A 14,587-nucleotide genomic window follows, 5' to 3' on the forward strand; every position below is an offset into this window, starting at 1 on the left:
TTGCTATTCAAGCTGTGCCAATGCCGCTTCAAGTTGTCCCTGCTTGAGCTGATATTGGCCCAGCAGCGTGTCGAGACGGGAATACTTCAAGCGAAGATTGCGTTCCAGTTTTTCGATCCGGGTCTCTTCAAAGGCGATCTTGTCGTCGATGGATTTCATGATGTCGCCGTAGTTGTTCTGCAGAACCGCCAGGGGACCGCCTTCATAGGTGAATTTATTGTACGGCTTGGTCAACTCGGTCAGTTCGTTGATCATCTCGGTGGCCTTGCCCGTCTTGACCGCCACTTTGCCGTTGTAGGTTCCGGCCGTTGTATTGTTCAGCCGGATGGCCATGCCGAGCGCGTCGCCGGACAGCCCGGTGATCTCCCATCCCGACACCGCGGCCTCCTCGCCGTTGATGGTCGCGCTGACGATCTGCGTGCCGTCGCTGACCACCTCGATGTCGTAGTCGCCCGGCATGGTGGTCCCTTCGATGAGGGAGTTGAACGTGAAGTCCGTGGTCCGGCTGACCCCGGTGGGCTCCAGGGATAACAGTTCGGCCACGGCGGTGGGATCGTCCTGCAGGGCCTCGTCGAGCTTGTCGTAGTCGATGGTCAGCAGTCCGTAGGTGGGCGATCCCTGTTCGGCGTCGGTCATGATGCCGAGCTGGGACAGGGCGGAGTACTTGTCGCCGGACAAGGTGTCCGGGTCCCAGACGGTGAAGCCCACGCCGATGTTGGCCGTGATGTTCTTCAGGTTCTGGGAGATGATGTCGATGCCGTAGTTGCCGGTCAGGATGGATCCCTTGGTCTCGGTCGAGTCGGTCAGCGAGTTGCCGCCGGTGCTGGTCCCGCCCTTGGTGTCGTCCACCTTGGTCAGGGCGATGATCTGGGCGCGGATGGTGTTGACCGCTTCCACGAAGGACGTGACGTTGTCCATGATGGCGTCGGTGTCCGTGGTTACGGTCAGGCTGACGACCGAGCCCGGGGAGGCCTCCTTGAGATCCAGGGTGATGCCGGAAATGATGTCGTCGATGCTGTTGGAGCCGCGCTCGATCCAGCTCGCGTTGGAGGCCGGGAATCCGTCCACGCGGATCTGGCTGTTCTGGGCGTTCTGGGTCTCGACGAAGCCGCCCGCGCCGAACGCCAGGGAGCCCGCGTTGGAGATGACCAGCTGGTTGTCCGCGCCCAGCCCCTTGCCCGCCAGCTGGAGGTGGTAGGAGGTGCCGTCGAAGATGGTCGAGGCCTGGATGATGCCCCGCGAATCGGGGTGGTTGTTGATCAGATCGACGAAGTCGTTCAGGGTGGTGCCCGCGTGGATGTCGTTTATGGTGAAGGATTCGCCGCCGTAGGAGAAGGTGAACGAGGTGTCCGACGAGGCGATGATCGAATCCAGGGAGCTGGCGCCGGAATTGGTGATCAGGATGTCGTTGGTGGCCAGCTGGTTGATGACCACCGTGTGGGTGGATTCCAGGGCTTCGGCGTCGGCCGTGGCCATGAGCAGGTTCGTGTTGGAACTGGCCACGCCCTTGGTCATGAACTCGTTCAGGGAGTCCATGCCCTCCAGGGAGGTCTTCAGGCTGAGCAACTGGGTGTTGAGCTCCTGGAACTGCTCGTTCTTGAGCTCCCAGGAGGCCTTCCAGTTCTCCAGGCGTGTGACGCGGCCCCGCTCGACATCGACAAGCCCGTCGATGAGCGTGTTGAAGTCCGTCCCGTTGCCCAGGCCGGTAAAGTTGATCGAACCCGATGTATACGTGCTGTCTGCCATGGCTGCATCCTTAATCGGAAGATTTTTCCCATTCCATTAGGTATGAAATGGCCTGCAATCCTGATGCCACGGTGCGAGACGAAAATTACTCCGTAAAAACAATGGGCCGGGCCCCCAAGGAGCCCGGCCCGAAAGTCGCCTTGAAGCGATGCGATTGCCGACTAGCCGAGCAGGGACAGGGCCATTCTCGGCATGCTGTTGGCCTGGGCCAGCATGGAGACCGCCGACTGGGTCAGAATCTGGTTGCGCACGAATTCGGTCATCTCGGTGGCGACGTCGACGTCGGAGATGCGGGATTCGGAGGCCTGGACGTTCTCGGCCTGGATTTCCAGAACGGTAACGGTGTTCTCCAGGCGGTTCTGCAGCGAACCGAGGTTGGCGCGGATCTTATCCTTGGAGATGATGGCCTTGTTGAGGACATCCAGGGACCTCTGGGCCAACGCCTGGGTGGAGATGGACCGTCCGTTGGTGCCGGTGGCGCCGAGACCGACACCCAGAGCCGACGCGGTGGCCGAGTTGATCTGGATGTAGTAGTAGTCTTCGGAGCAGTCGTTGCCGGTACCGAAGTGGACCTTCAGCTTGCCGGTGGACTTCAGTCCGGAACCGTCGTGGGTCGAAGAGGACAGGGCGCCGTTGAGCAGGTAGATGCCGTTGAAGTCGGTGGAGCTGGCGATACGGGTGATTTCCGAAGCCATGGCCTGATATTCGGAGTCGATGATCAGGCGCTGGTCGGAGTTGTAGGTACCCGTGGAGGCCTGCATGGCCAATTCCTTCATACGGATCAGCTTTTCATCGATAACGCCGAGCGCGCCGTCAGCCGTCTGGATGAGGGAGATGGCGTCGTTGGCGTTGCGGATGCCCTGCTGCAGGGAGCTGATGTCGGAACGCATCAATTCGCGAACGGCCAGACCGGCGGCGTCATCCGACGCCCGAGTGATGCGCAGACCCGAGGACAGGCGACGGGTGGACGTTTCCAGGTTGCCGTACGAGACACCCAGGTTGCGCGAAGCGTTCATCGCCATCAAGTTGTGGTTGATAACCAGAGACATAATTTCCTCCTTGAAATTGTTTTGGCTTCCATGCCTAGGTACGATCCCGGGGGTCACATCCCACCGGGAAAACCTTCTTTTGTTGCCCACTTCATCGGCGGGGGTGAAGAAAACTTTAGGTCGTGTGAACGATTTTTTATGTCTCTGAACACAGGGGAAAAACGCGGCCCGCCGGACGATGTGCGAGACGGTGGAAAACGCCCGGAGCACGGCGGCTGGAGGGCGCCGGGCCTCGTGGAATTAAAGGGGAGGCTTTTCGTGAGAAACAGGCGTCGGCTATCAGGCGAAGGTCTCGCGCATGGTCTCGAGGAGTTTTTTCATGCGGATTTCATAGGTGTGTTCGGCCAGGATGCGCCGGGCCGCCGCGCGGCTGACCTTCGCCCTTGCCGCCGGATCGGCGGCGTACCGCTCGACCAGGCCGGGGATTTCCTCCACCGTGCGGTAGACCGCGGCCTCGCGGTCCAGGTCGAAGAGATCCTCCATCTGCTCGCGATGGTCGGTCAGCAGGAATCCCCCGCAGGCCGGGACGTCGAAGACCCGCTGGTTGACCGCGCCCTTCATCTGGCGGCTGGTGCAGTTGAAGTTGATCTCGGATCGCGGATAGAAGCGGGGCAGGTCCGCGTAGTAGTCCAGGTTGGCCAGCAGCCGCGCGCCGGTGCCGTGCAGCAGGGCGGTCCAGCCTTCGTCGCCCACGACCAGCGGGGAAAAGGGCAGGGTGGCCCGTACGCAGGCCGACCGGTACTGCCGGGTGGCCTCCCAGGTGAGCAGGGACTCGGCGGCCAGCCTTTGTTCGCGGCTCAGGGAGGCCATGGTGTCCAGCCAGTCCGGGCGATGGAATTCGAGAAAATGGGCCACCGAGGTCTCGCCCGAGCGGCCGAAGGCCCCGGCCACGGCCTCGTACTCCCGGGCCAGGGAAGCGGGCAGGCCTGACAGGGCCAGGCTTTTTTTGACCGGCTCGGCCATGGAGCTGCCCACAAAGGAGATGGCCGCGCTCCACTCGGCCGGGGCCGGGCCCGCGTCCGGTCTGAACCGCTGCGGGTCGGTGGCCAGGGGCAGGTGGTGGACGTGTCGGAATCCCCGGGCGCGCATGGCTTCGAGGTTGCCCGCGTCAAAGGTGAAGATGGCCGTGTTGTCCGCGCCCGGGTGGTCGTAGTCGAAGAGGATCAGGTGCGGATTGTCCACGAACCAGGAGGCCAGCGGCAGGCCGAGGTCGTCGAGCAGCCCGGCCAGTTTGCCCTCGCGGTCCAGGCCGAAGTGGTTGACGGTCAGGACCAGGTCCGGGCGGAAGTCGATGACCGCCTTGAGCAGCCCCTCGATGAATTCGCCCGAGCCGGTCTCGCGGTCCCTGAGCGGCAGGCTGCGGTGAGCCACGCCCAGCCGGTCCAGCGCGGCCAGGATCTCCCGGCACAGGAAGTAGTCCGAGTCGAAAAAGAGCACGCGGGGATTGTCGGACCGGAACTTGGGGTAGCGCGCCAGGGACCAGAAGTCCGTGGCCGCGCCCGCCTTGAGGGTCTGAGCCAGGGCGCCGTAATAGTCCCGGTCGAGCCGCTGGTACAGGGGCAGGACCACCGGGACCAGCGGTCGACCGCCGTGTTTCGCCCGCCATCCGGCCAGCCGGTCCATTGCCCGGGCCGGGTCCGGGTCGTCCACGTGCAGGCAGGCGTCGGGGTCGCGGCCGTCGAGGGTTCCGGTCAGTTCGAGCAATCCGCGCTCCCGGTCCACCACGGCCACGGGCAGGTCGCGCGCGACCAGGCGGTCCAGGCAATGGCCCAACCCCGCGCCGAGCAGCACGGGCAGGGCGTCGTCCCTCACAGCCTCGGCCAGTCCGGTCTCTCTCGCGAGCCCGTCCCGGCCCCACAGGTGCCAGGTCTTGCCCTGGATATGGATGCGCAGGTCGGCGATGGTCTCGCCGTCTCGGACCGCTTCGGCCGTGTACGGAGTGGAACTCATGATCTGGACCTGTACTGCATTCGCGGCCCGCCCGGCAAGGGCCGGCGAAACGGAAAAGGCCGCCCCGGCGCATGCCGGGGCGGCCCTGTGTGTGCGTGCGGACGGCGGTTATTCCTTGGAGCCGCCGAACAGTCCCTTGATGGCGCCGCCCACGGATTCGCCGGCGTCGCCCGCGCCCTTGATCGCCTCGGACGCGCCTTCGACCGCCTTGCCCACGGCTTCCTTGAGCTGCTTGCCCACCTCGGTGACCGTGCCGGTCACGTCGCCGGTCATCTGCCCGAGAATCTGGGCGAACGCCTCGGCCGGGGAGGTCTCCTTGTCCTTGCCGATGTCCTTCAGGTGGATGTCGGGCAGGTCGATGCCCATGCCCTGGTCGCCGAAAGCGTCGAGCAGAGAGCCGCCCAGGTTGATCTTGCCGTTTTTGACGATGAAGTTGTTGATCTGGATCGTCTTTTCGGAACCGGTCTCGGACTTGGCTTCCTCGGTCTTGGCCTCGCCGGGTTTCTTTTCCCCGGCCACGGTCTTCTTGATGTTGTTGACGATGGTCTGGAAGTTGTCGGTGCTGCCCCGCTTCTCATAGCTGATGACCGGGCTGTCCACGTAGATTTCCTCGATGATGATCTTGTCCTTGGTCAGGGAGTCGGTGTTGACCTTGACGCGGATGGTCCCGCATTCCATGGCGCTGGGCATCTTGAACCCGGCGGGGTTGCCCAGGTAAAAGTCGGACAGGGTTCCGGATCCGGACAGGACCGAGATGTCGGCCGAGCCGAGACGGACCTCGGTTTTGGTGATGGGCGGGCCGAATTCCTCCACGGCGGTCTTGATCAGGTCGCCGAGGTTGAGGATGACGAGGACGATGGCGGTGATGAGGCCTGCGACGATGACGCCCGCGCCGATAAGGATGTATTTTTTCATGGCGACTCCTGTTTGGTTAAATGGGGACTACTCGGATACGATACGGTATTTATGATGTCAGGGCAACATCCTATCGGGAATGTTGCGGAAGTGAGGGGAAAAATTTTTCGGCCATGTGACGCATCTCCCGGGTGCCCGAGCCGCGCCTGCCCGAGTCCAGAGACGGCCCGGTCTCCGGCAGGACCTGTCCGGCCCCGTAGAAGACCGCCGGTTCCAGGCGGCGGCAGAGCGTCCCGGCCCGGTCGGCGGCCCGGTCCATGAGCTCGGCCGCGCTCTCTTCCCGAACCTCGTCGGACACCGGGTCGCGGTAGCGGATGGCACCGTTCACCCGATCGGCCTGGTCGAGCCACTGGGGCGCGTAGAACAGGGCGGCGATCTCCCGGGCCGTGTCCGGCATCCAGGCGGACGCGGCGTACAGGGCAAAGGCCAGCCGACGGACCGGGAACAGCCTTTGGAACCCGGCGAAGACCTTGAGGGCCGAGGCCAGGGCCGGACCGGCCTTGCCCGGGCGGATGCCCGCCAGTTCCGCCATGCCGTCCAGGGGCAGGGCCTCGTACAGGGCCGGGCCCAGGGAGGCCAACTGGTCATGGATGCGGTACAGCGGGCGGCCGATCATCTCCGGGCAGGCGGTCATGTCCAGGAGCGACTCCAGGGCGCGGTGGCGCTGGCGGGCCAGGGACTTCTCGCGCCGGGAGGCGGCGTAGTAGTCGCCGGTCAGGTGCCAGACCATGGGATGCATAACCGTGTCCGCCCACAGGTGGGAGGCCATGCCCACCAGCAGGGCTCCGGCCAGGTCGCGGTTCGCGGCCCGGGCCGCGTGCCGGGCCTGGAGCCGGAGCAGGGCGTAGGTGTCCTCGCCCCGCGCGCCGTGGATGCGGTGGGCCAGGCGGGCCATGGGCAGGGCGCGGGGCGTGGCCCCGTAGAACAGGGCGTCGTGGAGCACGGCCCCGAGGAGCACACCCTGGGGGTGGGCGGCCAGCCCCGGCGCGAACCGGGTGTCGGCGAGAAGCGCGGCGGTCTTTTCCGCGGTCTTGAAGTGTATCAGTTCCTTGGGCATGGCAGTCGGTTTTGGGTTTGCCTTTTGACCATCCTACTTGATACCTTCCGCGTGGCAACACAAACCTGAACCCGTCGGGGAGACGATGGCCAAATATCTCATCAATGAAGAGTACGACGTGGAGGACGCCGGGGCGGCCAAGGGGTTTGCCCGGGGCGAGCGGCGCGAGGACTACGCCGACCCGTGGCGCGAGACCGGCAACGTGGTCCTGATCGGGCTGCCCGGCTCCGGGCGGGCCGGACTGGCCCGGCTGCTGGCCGAACGCACGGACAAGCCCGTGCTCGTGCCGCCGGATGCCCGAACCGCGGCCGAAGCCCTGCGGGGGCGGGGCGCGATCATCGTGCTCGAGGATTCCCTGGTGGACGACCCGGGCGTGCAGCCGCTCATCCACGGGGCGGGCAAGGTCTTCTACCTCATGGCCGACACCCGCCTGCTCTCGGACCGGGTGGCCGAACGCGGGGGGCAGGCCAACGCCGAGGAACTGTGGCGCGGGCTGTCGGCCCGGCTGGCCGAGGTGGAGCCGACCTTCTACGGCGTGCTCCATTTCATATTACAAGGAGCGCGGTCCCCGGAGGAGATGGTGGACGACGCCCTGGAGAAGATCGGCTACTGAGCCGGTCCGGGGCCGGACTGGTGACAGCCCAGGCCGTTTGCGGTAAGCAGAAAGACCTTTTCACCCACATATATATACGGAGTAGAATACATGCCGGAAAAGCAACTCAGGGTCGAATTCCTGGCCATGACCCCCGACGCCCTGTCCCTCATCTATGCCGCGTTCCGGCAATGCTACCACGCCGGGTTCGTGGCCGACATGTGGCCCCGGCTGCTCTCCGGCGAGATCGACCCGCAGGTTCAGGCCGACTTCGTGTCCAAGACCATGGAGTCGGGCCACGACAGCCCCGTCGAGCACGTGTCCATGACCTTTGCCGTGGAAGGCATCTCCCGGGCCTGCTCCCACCAGGTCGTCCGGCACCGCATCGCCTCCTACTCCCAGCAGAGCCAGCGCTACGTGGCCGAAAACGACATGGACTACATCCTGCCCCCGGCCATCGCCAGGATTCCCGAGGCGAAAGAGCGCTTCGAAACGTTCATGGCCGAGGTCCAGTCCGCCTACTCGGACCTGCGTGACATCCTGGTGGCCAACGGGCGCAAGTCCAAGGCCAACGAGGACGCCCGTTTCGTCCTGCCCCAGGCCGCCGAAACCAAGATCGTCCTGACCATGAACTGCCGCAGCCTGCACCATTTCTTCCACCTGCGCTGCTGCAACCGCGCCCAATGGGAGGTCCGGGCCATGGCCGACGCCATGCTGGCCATCTGCAAGGACAAGCTTCCGGCCATTTTCGCCAACGGCGGCGCCCGCTGCGAACAGCTCGGATATTGCCCGGAATCCCCCAAATTCGCCTGCGGGAAGTATCCGACCCGTGATTGTCAGGGATAGATCTTTTCCATAGGCCGGGATTTTTCCCCACCGCCGGGACCCCTTGCCCTTCCTGGCGTTTCTGTTACGGCTATTTTTTTGTTTTTGAATCCGTATTGTTACACCTGTTCCTAACGGGTGCGTACCCGGCAGCCCTAGGGGGACGGGGGTTTTGCGGCATATCGTCGTTGCCGGATTTCTAGCCGGGTCTGTATAGGAATGGTTGTTGTTTTTAAATTACAATTTATTTCAATATGTTATGACAATATGCTCCGGTCTACTCCCGATTGCATAGGATACAGGTTGTCACAAATCGAATTCGAAGGACGCGAAAAAGAGTGAAATGGTCAATAATTGGGTAAAATTTAGTTTTTCTGTTGTGGAAAAGTTTTTCAACACCTGTTTAAACCTCTATTCTCTAGATAAATTTGAGAGCCGGAAAACCCTTGTTACGCCGGTGTTTCAAACCCGGTGAGCCGAAAACGCCGACACGCTGTGGGTTTTTGCATAAATCAATACATTACAGCATGTTGTATGTTCCATATGCTGTCGATAACCTGTCCGAGTCTTGGCCGTTTCATTGAATAACGCGAATTGTCCAAACCCACCCGATACACTATCTCACTCAACATGATCGACACTGCCTGGAAGCAAATACTCTACTCTCTCGAGAAGAGCCTCAACCCTGGTCTCTTCACTGTCTGGATTAAACCACTGCAAGGTCGCGTGGAGGGTAACCGGCTTACCCTGACCGCGCCCAACGAGTTCGTGGCCAACTGGGTCCGCGACCGCCTGCTCCAGGTTATCCGCGAATCCGCCGCCGAGGTTCTCGGCGCGGAGCCCCGCATCACCATCAACATCGGCGCGCGCCAGCCCAGCCCCAAGGCGACCCCGGCCGTGGGTAAAACCAAGGCCGTCGCGGAGCGGGCCCCCCAGCATATGGGGCTGCCCCTGGGCCAGTCGCTCAAGCCCGTGACGGTCTCCAACTGGCGCTTCTCCTTCGACGACTTCGTGGTCGGCCCGTCCAACGAGCTGGCCTGCGCGGCCAGCAAGTCCATCGGCTCCACCGCCTTCAATTCCGATCACCTCTTCCTTAGCTCCGGGCCGGGCCTTGGCAAGACCCATCTGCTCCAGTCCGTGGGCAACGAACTGTGCCGCACGGCCAACCGCAAGAACCTCAGGGTCGCCTGCCTGTCCTCCGAAGAGTTCGCCACCCGCTGGGTGCTGGCCTTCAAATCCGGCCAGGTCAACCAGTTCAAGGCCCAGTTCCGCGAAGCCCTCGACGTCCTGCTGCTCGAGGACGTCCACTTTTTCCAGGGCAAGGAGAAGATGCAGGAGGAACTGCTCTGCACCCTGACCGCCCTGCGCGAGCGCGGCAGCAAAGTGGTTTTGACCAGCTCCTTCATGCCCAAGGAATTCAACAAGGTGGACGACCGCCTCGTGTCACGGTTCTGCTCGGGTTTTCTGGCCCACATCAACCGCCCGGACATGGAGACCCGCCGCCGCATCATCCTGGACAAGGCCCGGCGCATGCAGGTCGCGGTGCCCGGCGAAGTCTCCGAACTGCTGGCCGAGCGCATCACCACCGACATCCGCCAGCTAGAGAGCTGTCTGAACAACCTGATCCTCAAGGCGCGCCTGCTCAACCGCGACGTGACCATGAACCTGGCCTGGGAGGTGCTCGAGAACTACGCCGTGCGCAACGCCTCCCCGGACATCGGGCACATCATCGACTTCATCTGCAAATACTACGCCCTGTCCGAAGATGAACTGCGCTCCAAGAGCCGCAAGCGCGACGTGGTCCTGGCCCGGAACACCGCCTTCTACCTGGCCCGCAAACACACCGAACTGTCGCTCAAGTGCATCGGCGAACACCTGGGCCGCAAACACTCCACCGTGCTCAAGGGCATCACCAAGGTGGAACGGGAAATTTCCCTGCAGACGCCGCTGGGACGGCAGATCGAAAACACCACCCAGCGGCTCACGCCGTAAAAAAGCCCCCCGCATGTCCTCCCGGAGCCGCCCTTGGCCGCCCTGGGAGAACATTCAAGGCCGGTCGCCAGACCGGCCTTTTCTTTTGGGGTGCCTCCGGCGGCCGGGGCGCTGCCCCGGACCCCGCCAGGGAACCTTTTGGAAAAGGTTCCCTGGACCCTCCAAAACTTTTTGTGTGCCTTCGGCAGAGCCGTGCGAGGGTGACTTGGCGTACTTATTTCTCGAGGTATTGATTCCCCACATCGTCACGAATGAGGCACGTCTTTTCGCAAACCACCGCACGCGCGGATGCGCAAACAAAAAGTTTAGGAAGGGAAAGGGGATGGGGGGTCCGGGGGAAGGGGAAAGGGAAAGCCCTTTTCAAAGGGTTTCCCTTTCCCTTCCCCCGGCCGCCGGAGGCGTCTCCCCCCCCTCCTAGAAATCGTTCAGAAAGCGGATGACCTGGGTGCGGATGTCGTCTCGGATGGCGCGGGCGGCAGCGAGTTGTTCATCCTTTGAGCCGGTGACGTATTCGGGATCGGGGAAGGCCCAGTTGAGGCGTGCGGTCCGGGCGGGCAGCTGGGGCAGGTCCTTGAGCACGTCCGGGCCGGAGGTGGTGATCACGTAGTGGTAGGGGGGGCTGTCGTGCAGCAGGTCGCGGACGTCGGCGGCGGCCTTTCCGCGGAGGTCCACGTCCACTTCGGCCATGGCTTGGATGACCAGGGGATCGACGGCGGTGGGTTCGGTCCCGGCACTGCGGGCCTCGAACCGGCCCTGGCCGAACCTGGTCAGGAAGGCCTCGGCGATCTGGCTTCGGCCGCTGTTGTGTCGGCAGACGAAAAGTACGCGGATGCGGTCCATGGGAGCAACTCCTTATGGGAACTGCTCTATCTCCGGCAGGTTACAGTCGTAGGGCGGTCACATGGCCGAAGTGTATCAAGTCTTCGGTAACGGAGTGCGTCAGTCGCCTTCGGGCTCTCCGAATCCGCCGCCGCCGGGCGTTTCGATGCGCACGCGGTCCCCGGTGCGCAGGGTCTGGTGGAACTTGCCGGGCTCGGGGCCGGGTCGGCCGTCGCGGATGAGCACATTGCGGCCGGGCGCGCCGGGCAGGCCGCCGTTCACGCCGAACGGCGCGCGGGCGCGGCGCTCGGACAGGACCGTGACTTCGGCGTCGGCCAGCAGCTCGATCTCGCGGACCAGGCCGTCGCCGCCACGATGGGCACCTTGGCCGCCCGTGCCGCGCAGGATGGCGTATTCGCGCACGAGGAAGGGGTAGGCGTATTCCAGGGCCTCCACCGGAGTGTTCAGGGTATTGGTCATGTGCGAGTGCACGGCGGATTCGCCGTCGTGGTTCGGGCCCGCGCCCATGCCGCCCGCCAGCGTCTCGTAGTAGGCGAACGGGCCCTTGGCCGACCGGCCGCCGATGGTCAGGTTGTTCATGGTCCCCTGGGAGGCGGCGGGCATGGTCTCGGGCAGGGCCTTGGCCAGTGCGCCGAGGAGCACGTCCACCAGCCGCTGGGAGGTCTCCACGTTGCCCCCGGCCACAGCGGCCGGGAAGTCCGCGTCCACCACCGAACCGGGCCGGGTGGTCACGGCCAGGGGGCGCATGCAGCCCGCGTTGGCCGGGATGTCGCGCGCGGCCAGGGCGCGGAACACGTAGAGCACGGCGGACAGGGTGATGGCCCGGACCGCGTTGACGCTGCCACGCACCTGGTCGCCGCTCCTTGAAAAGTCCAGATGGGCCCGGTCGCCGGTGACGGTCATGACCAGGCGGATGGCAATGTCCCGGGCGCCCTGGCCGTCGTCTTCCAGGTAGTCCTCGAATTCGTAGGTTCCGTCCGGGATGGCGGCCACGGCCTGCCGGGTGATGCGCTCGGAGTAGTCCATGAGCGCGCGGGCGTAGTGGGCGCAGGCTTCCAGCCCGTATTTGCCGATGCATTCGGTCATCCGCCGGACCCCGGTGACGTTGGCCATGAACTGGGCCGAGAAGTCGCCCTCGCGCTCTTGCGGGGTGCGCACGTTGTTCAGGATGAGCAGCAGGAGCTCGCGGTCCACTTCGCCGCCGCGCACGATGCGCACGGGCGGGATGATCAGCCCCTCCTGGAACAGGGAGGTGGACAGGGGCATGGACCCGGAGGCCATGCCGCCCACGTCCGCGTGGTGGGCGCGGTTGGCCACGTGGAAGACCGGCTTGTCCGCGCCTTTGGCGAAGACCGGGGCCACGATGGTGATGTCCGGCAGGTGGGTGCCGCCCTTGAACGGGTCGTTGAGCATGGCCATGTCGCCCGGCGCGAACCCGCCGCGCTCGTCCATGGCCGCCATGGCGGACTTGACGGACAGGGGCATGGACCCGAGGTGCACCGGGATGTGCGCGGCCTGGGCGATCATGTCGCCGTCCGCGTCGAAGACCGCGCAGGACAGGTCGCGGCGCTCCTTGATGTTGGGCGAGAACGCGGTGTGCGTCAGGGTCACGCCCATCTCCTCGGCGATGGAGGAGAAGCGGTTCTTGAAGACTTCGAGGAGGACGGGGTTGGTCTGCATGCCCGAATCTACCCGCAAGCGGGGCGCTCTGGCAACCTTGTCCGGGCGGCGGGGCCGGGACTGCGGGGAGGGTTAGGCCCGGCTCAGGGCCTCGAGCTTCTTGCGGGCCTCTTCCGGGTCCAGGCCGCGCTTGGCCGCGATCTGGTCCAGGTTGGCCTCGGCGTCGGACGGGCGCACGTAGATGGGCTCGATGGATTCCCCGCTGAACGCGGCCCGCTCGGCGGCGGCCAGAAGCCGCTCGGGCGCGGGGTTGTCGGAGGCGGCGTCGAGCAGGACGTAGCCGGGCTCGGCCTGGGTCAGGTCCGCGAAAAAGGCGGGGTTCTTGCGTAGTCCCGTACCCATGAGGTGCGCCTCCGTGCCGATGTCGGCCATGTGTTTTTTGGCCTGTTCAAGGGTGAGGGCGTCCAGGGGGGCGATTTCGTTGAGCGTCGGGCAACTGAAGGACTGCATGTAGACCAGGCCGCGCCGGGCGTAGGTCAGGACGTGGAGCGGACCGGCCAACAGCGGGCCGGGGCCGGTGGCCAGCAGGGGCAGGTAGTCCAATCCGGCCAGGGGCAGGCCGAGCCCGGCGGCCATGCCTTCGGCGGCGGCCAGGACCAGCCGCAGGCCGGTGAAGCTGCCCGGGCCGCGCACGCAGGCGATGCGCCCCAACACCGAGGTGTCCAGGCCGAACTCGTCGAGCACGGACTTGAGCCCCGGCACCAGGAAGCGCACGGACTGGCCGGGCACGGTCCACTGGCGGGAGGCGAGCAGGGTCAGGCCGTCCGGGCCGGGCTGGCCCAGGACGAGCTGGAGCCGTTCCTCGGGACCGGACAGGACCAGGGTCAGGTCGCGCGGTTGCGTGGTCTTGGGCATGGCCATGGGGACGCCTAGCCGAGCAGCCTGCGCACGTCGTTGAAGATGGCCAGGCTCATGAGCAGGAGCAGGATGAGCAGCCCCACGCGCATGGACATGGCCTTCCAGCGGTCGTTGAGTGGTCTGCGGAAGACGATCTCCAGGGCGAAGAAGAGGATGTGCCCGCCGTCCAGCACCGGGATGGGCAGCAGGTTGATGATCGCCAGGTTGATGGAGATGATCGCCATCATGCCGAGCAGGGCGTAGAGGCCGTTTTGGGCGGACTCGTGGACCATCTGGGCGAGCATGATCGGACCGCCCACGGACTCCACCGGGATGAGCCGCTCGATGATGGACAAGAATCCTTTGACCACCACCTCGGACATGGCCCAGGTGTGCTGCAGGGCGGTCAGGGCGCCGATGCCCTCGATCGGTTCGTAGCGCACCTGCCCGGCCTGGTTGATGCCGACCATGGGCACGGTGACGTCCTCGCCGAAGAGGTTCTTGAAGGTGCTGACGTGGGGGGTGACGGTCAGGGTCAGCTTGGCCCCGGCCCGGTCCACGGCCACCTGGAGGGACCTGCCGTCGGCCGCGCGGATGGTCTCGACCATCCGGGTCCAGGAGTCGATCGGCGCGCCGTCGATGGCCTCGACCATGTCGCCCTTGGCGAATCCGGCCGCCGCGGCCGGGGAGTCGGGCAGGACCCCGCCCACCAGGGGCAGGATCACGGCCTGGCCCTGGGCCATGACAAGGAACCAGTAGATCAGGAAGGCCAGCAGGAAATTGAAGAGCGGACCGGCGGCCACCACGCACAGGCGCTGCCAGGCCGGGCGGTGGGAGAAGAGTTTGTCGTCCGCGAAGTCGGTCTCCTCCTCGCCCTGTTCGCCGGCCAGGGCCACATAGCCGCCCAGCGGGATCAGGGATATCTTGTAGTCGGTCTTGCCCGAGGTGAAGCCGACCAGCTTGGGCCCGAAGCCCAGGGAGAAGGCCTTGACCCCCATGCCGAAGACACGGGCCACGACAAAGTGCCCCAGTTCGTGGAAGAAGATGAGTCCGCCCAGGACCAGGACAATGGCGATGATGCTCGTGATCATGAATTCCTCGTGT

The 14,587-nt window shown here is 64.8% G+C and carries 12 protein-coding genes; 3 read left to right on the forward strand and 9 right to left on the reverse strand.

Annotated features, from left to right (window positions below; all coding sequences use genetic code 11):
• Positions 1 to 3: 3 nt before the first annotated feature.
• The 5 genes from fliD to BerOc1_RS16115 all read right to left on the reverse strand — a co-directional run bounded on the left by fliD (position 4) and on the right by BerOc1_RS16115 (position 6,717).
• Positions 4 to 1,746 carry a flagellar filament capping protein FliD gene (gene fliD, locus BerOc1_RS16095; protein WP_071546720.1) on the reverse strand — a complete coding sequence of 581 codons (1,743 nt, stop codon included), beginning with the start codon at positions 1,744 to 1,746 and terminating at the stop codon, positions 4 to 6.
• A 161-nt stretch (positions 1,747 to 1,907) separates the two neighbouring features.
• Positions 1,908 to 2,795, reverse strand: a complete 888-nt coding sequence (locus BerOc1_RS16100; RefSeq protein ID WP_071546722.1) for a flagellin N-terminal helical domain-containing protein — start codon at positions 2,793 to 2,795, stop codon at positions 1,908 to 1,910.
• A 279-nt stretch (positions 2,796 to 3,074) separates the two neighbouring features.
• Positions 3,075 to 4,745: a CgeB family protein gene (locus BerOc1_RS16105; protein WP_071546724.1), complete on the reverse strand. Its 1,671-nt coding sequence runs from the start codon at positions 4,743 to 4,745 to the stop codon at positions 3,075 to 3,077.
• 108 nt (positions 4,746 to 4,853) lie between these two features.
• Positions 4,854 to 5,660 (reverse strand): AsmA family protein, encoded by an 807-nt coding sequence (locus BerOc1_RS16110; protein WP_071546726.1) that lies wholly within the window; start codon positions 5,658 to 5,660, stop codon positions 4,854 to 4,856.
• 70 nt (positions 5,661 to 5,730) lie between these two features.
• Positions 5,731 to 6,717, reverse strand: a complete 987-nt coding sequence (locus tag BerOc1_RS16115; protein ID WP_071546728.1) for a zinc dependent phospholipase C family protein — start codon at positions 6,715 to 6,717, stop codon at positions 5,731 to 5,733.
• 85 nt (positions 6,718 to 6,802) lie between these two features.
• Here BerOc1_RS16115 and BerOc1_RS16120 point away from each other — a divergent pair, with 85 nt between their 5' ends.
• The 3 genes from BerOc1_RS16120 to dnaA all read left to right on the forward strand — a co-directional run bounded on the left by BerOc1_RS16120 (position 6,803) and on the right by dnaA (position 10,126).
• Complete coding sequence (locus BerOc1_RS16120) at positions 6,803 to 7,330, forward strand: nucleoside/nucleotide kinase family protein (protein ID WP_071546730.1); 528 nt, start codon at positions 6,803 to 6,805, stop codon at positions 7,328 to 7,330.
• 90 nt (positions 7,331 to 7,420) lie between these two features.
• Positions 7,421 to 8,155 (forward strand): FAD-dependent thymidylate synthase, encoded by a 735-nt coding sequence (thyX, locus tag BerOc1_RS16125; RefSeq protein WP_071546732.1) that lies wholly within the window; start codon positions 7,421 to 7,423, stop codon positions 8,153 to 8,155.
• Positions 8,156 to 8,764: 609 nt separating this feature from the next.
• Entirely contained in the window at positions 8,765 to 10,126 is a 1,362-nt protein-coding gene (gene dnaA / locus BerOc1_RS16130) for a chromosomal replication initiator protein DnaA (protein WP_071546734.1), read from the forward strand.
• A gap of 414 nt (positions 10,127 to 10,540) precedes the next feature.
• Here the strand turns inward: dnaA and BerOc1_RS16135 are convergent, their stop codons facing one another.
• From BerOc1_RS16135 to rseP, 4 genes are all read right to left on the reverse strand, one after another.
• A complete protein-coding gene (locus tag BerOc1_RS16135) occupies positions 10,541 to 10,966 on the reverse strand; it encodes an arsenate reductase ArsC (protein ID WP_071546736.1) in 426 nt (141 codons plus the stop codon).
• A gap of 99 nt (positions 10,967 to 11,065) precedes the next feature.
• Positions 11,066 to 12,646, reverse strand: a complete 1,581-nt coding sequence (locus tag BerOc1_RS16140; protein ID WP_071546738.1) for a hydantoinase B/oxoprolinase family protein — start codon at positions 12,644 to 12,646, stop codon at positions 11,066 to 11,068.
• A 72-nt stretch (positions 12,647 to 12,718) separates the two neighbouring features.
• A complete protein-coding gene (gene tsaB, locus BerOc1_RS16145) occupies positions 12,719 to 13,507 on the reverse strand; it encodes a tRNA (adenosine(37)-N6)-threonylcarbamoyltransferase complex dimerization subunit type 1 TsaB (RefSeq protein ID WP_071546740.1) in 789 nt (262 codons plus the stop codon).
• A gap of 8 nt (positions 13,508 to 13,515) precedes the next feature.
• Complete coding sequence (rseP, locus tag BerOc1_RS16150; RefSeq protein WP_071546742.1) at positions 13,516 to 14,574, reverse strand: RIP metalloprotease RseP; 1,059 nt, start codon at positions 14,572 to 14,574, stop codon at positions 13,516 to 13,518.
• Positions 14,575 to 14,587: the final 13 nt, after the last annotated feature.

Origin of the sequence: Pseudodesulfovibrio hydrargyri, assembly GCF_001874525.1 — a bacterium.
In the GTDB taxonomy this organism is placed as follows: Bacteria; Desulfobacterota; Desulfovibrionia; order Desulfovibrionales; family Desulfovibrionaceae; genus Pseudodesulfovibrio; species Pseudodesulfovibrio hydrargyri.

Excerpts from the sequence above, each read along its gene's own strand:
- fliD (WP_071546720.1), bottom strand. The coding sequence starts at position 1,746 with ATGGCAGACAGCACGTATACATCGGGTTCGATCAACTTTACCGGCCTG.
- BerOc1_RS16100 (WP_071546722.1), bottom strand. The coding sequence starts at position 2,795 with ATGTCTCTGGTTATCAACCACAACTTGATGGCGATGAACGCTTCGCGC.
- BerOc1_RS16105 (WP_071546724.1), bottom strand. The coding sequence starts at position 4,745 with ATGAGTTCCACTCCGTACACGGCCGAAGCGGTCCGAGACGGCGAGACC.
- BerOc1_RS16110 (WP_071546726.1), bottom strand. The coding sequence starts at position 5,660 with ATGAAAAAATACATCCTTATCGGCGCGGGCGTCATCGTCGCAGGCCTC.
- BerOc1_RS16115 (WP_071546728.1), bottom strand. The coding sequence starts at position 6,717 with ATGCCCAAGGAACTGATACACTTCAAGACCGCGGAAAAGACCGCCGCG.
- BerOc1_RS16120 (WP_071546730.1), top strand. The coding sequence starts at position 6,803 with ATGGCCAAATATCTCATCAATGAAGAGTACGACGTGGAGGACGCCGGG.
- thyX (WP_071546732.1), top strand. The coding sequence starts at position 7,421 with ATGCCGGAAAAGCAACTCAGGGTCGAATTCCTGGCCATGACCCCCGAC.
- dnaA (WP_071546734.1), top strand. The coding sequence starts at position 8,765 with ATGATCGACACTGCCTGGAAGCAAATACTCTACTCTCTCGAGAAGAGC.
- BerOc1_RS16135 (WP_071546736.1), bottom strand. The coding sequence starts at position 10,966 with ATGGACCGCATCCGCGTACTTTTCGTCTGCCGACACAACAGCGGCCGA.
- BerOc1_RS16140 (WP_071546738.1), bottom strand. The coding sequence starts at position 12,646 with ATGCAGACCAACCCCGTCCTCCTCGAAGTCTTCAAGAACCGCTTCTCC.
- tsaB (WP_071546740.1), bottom strand. The coding sequence starts at position 13,507 with ATGGCCATGCCCAAGACCACGCAACCGCGCGACCTGACCCTGGTCCTG.
- rseP (WP_071546742.1), bottom strand. The coding sequence starts at position 14,574 with ATGATCACGAGCATCATCGCCATTGTCCTGGTCCTGGGCGGACTCATC.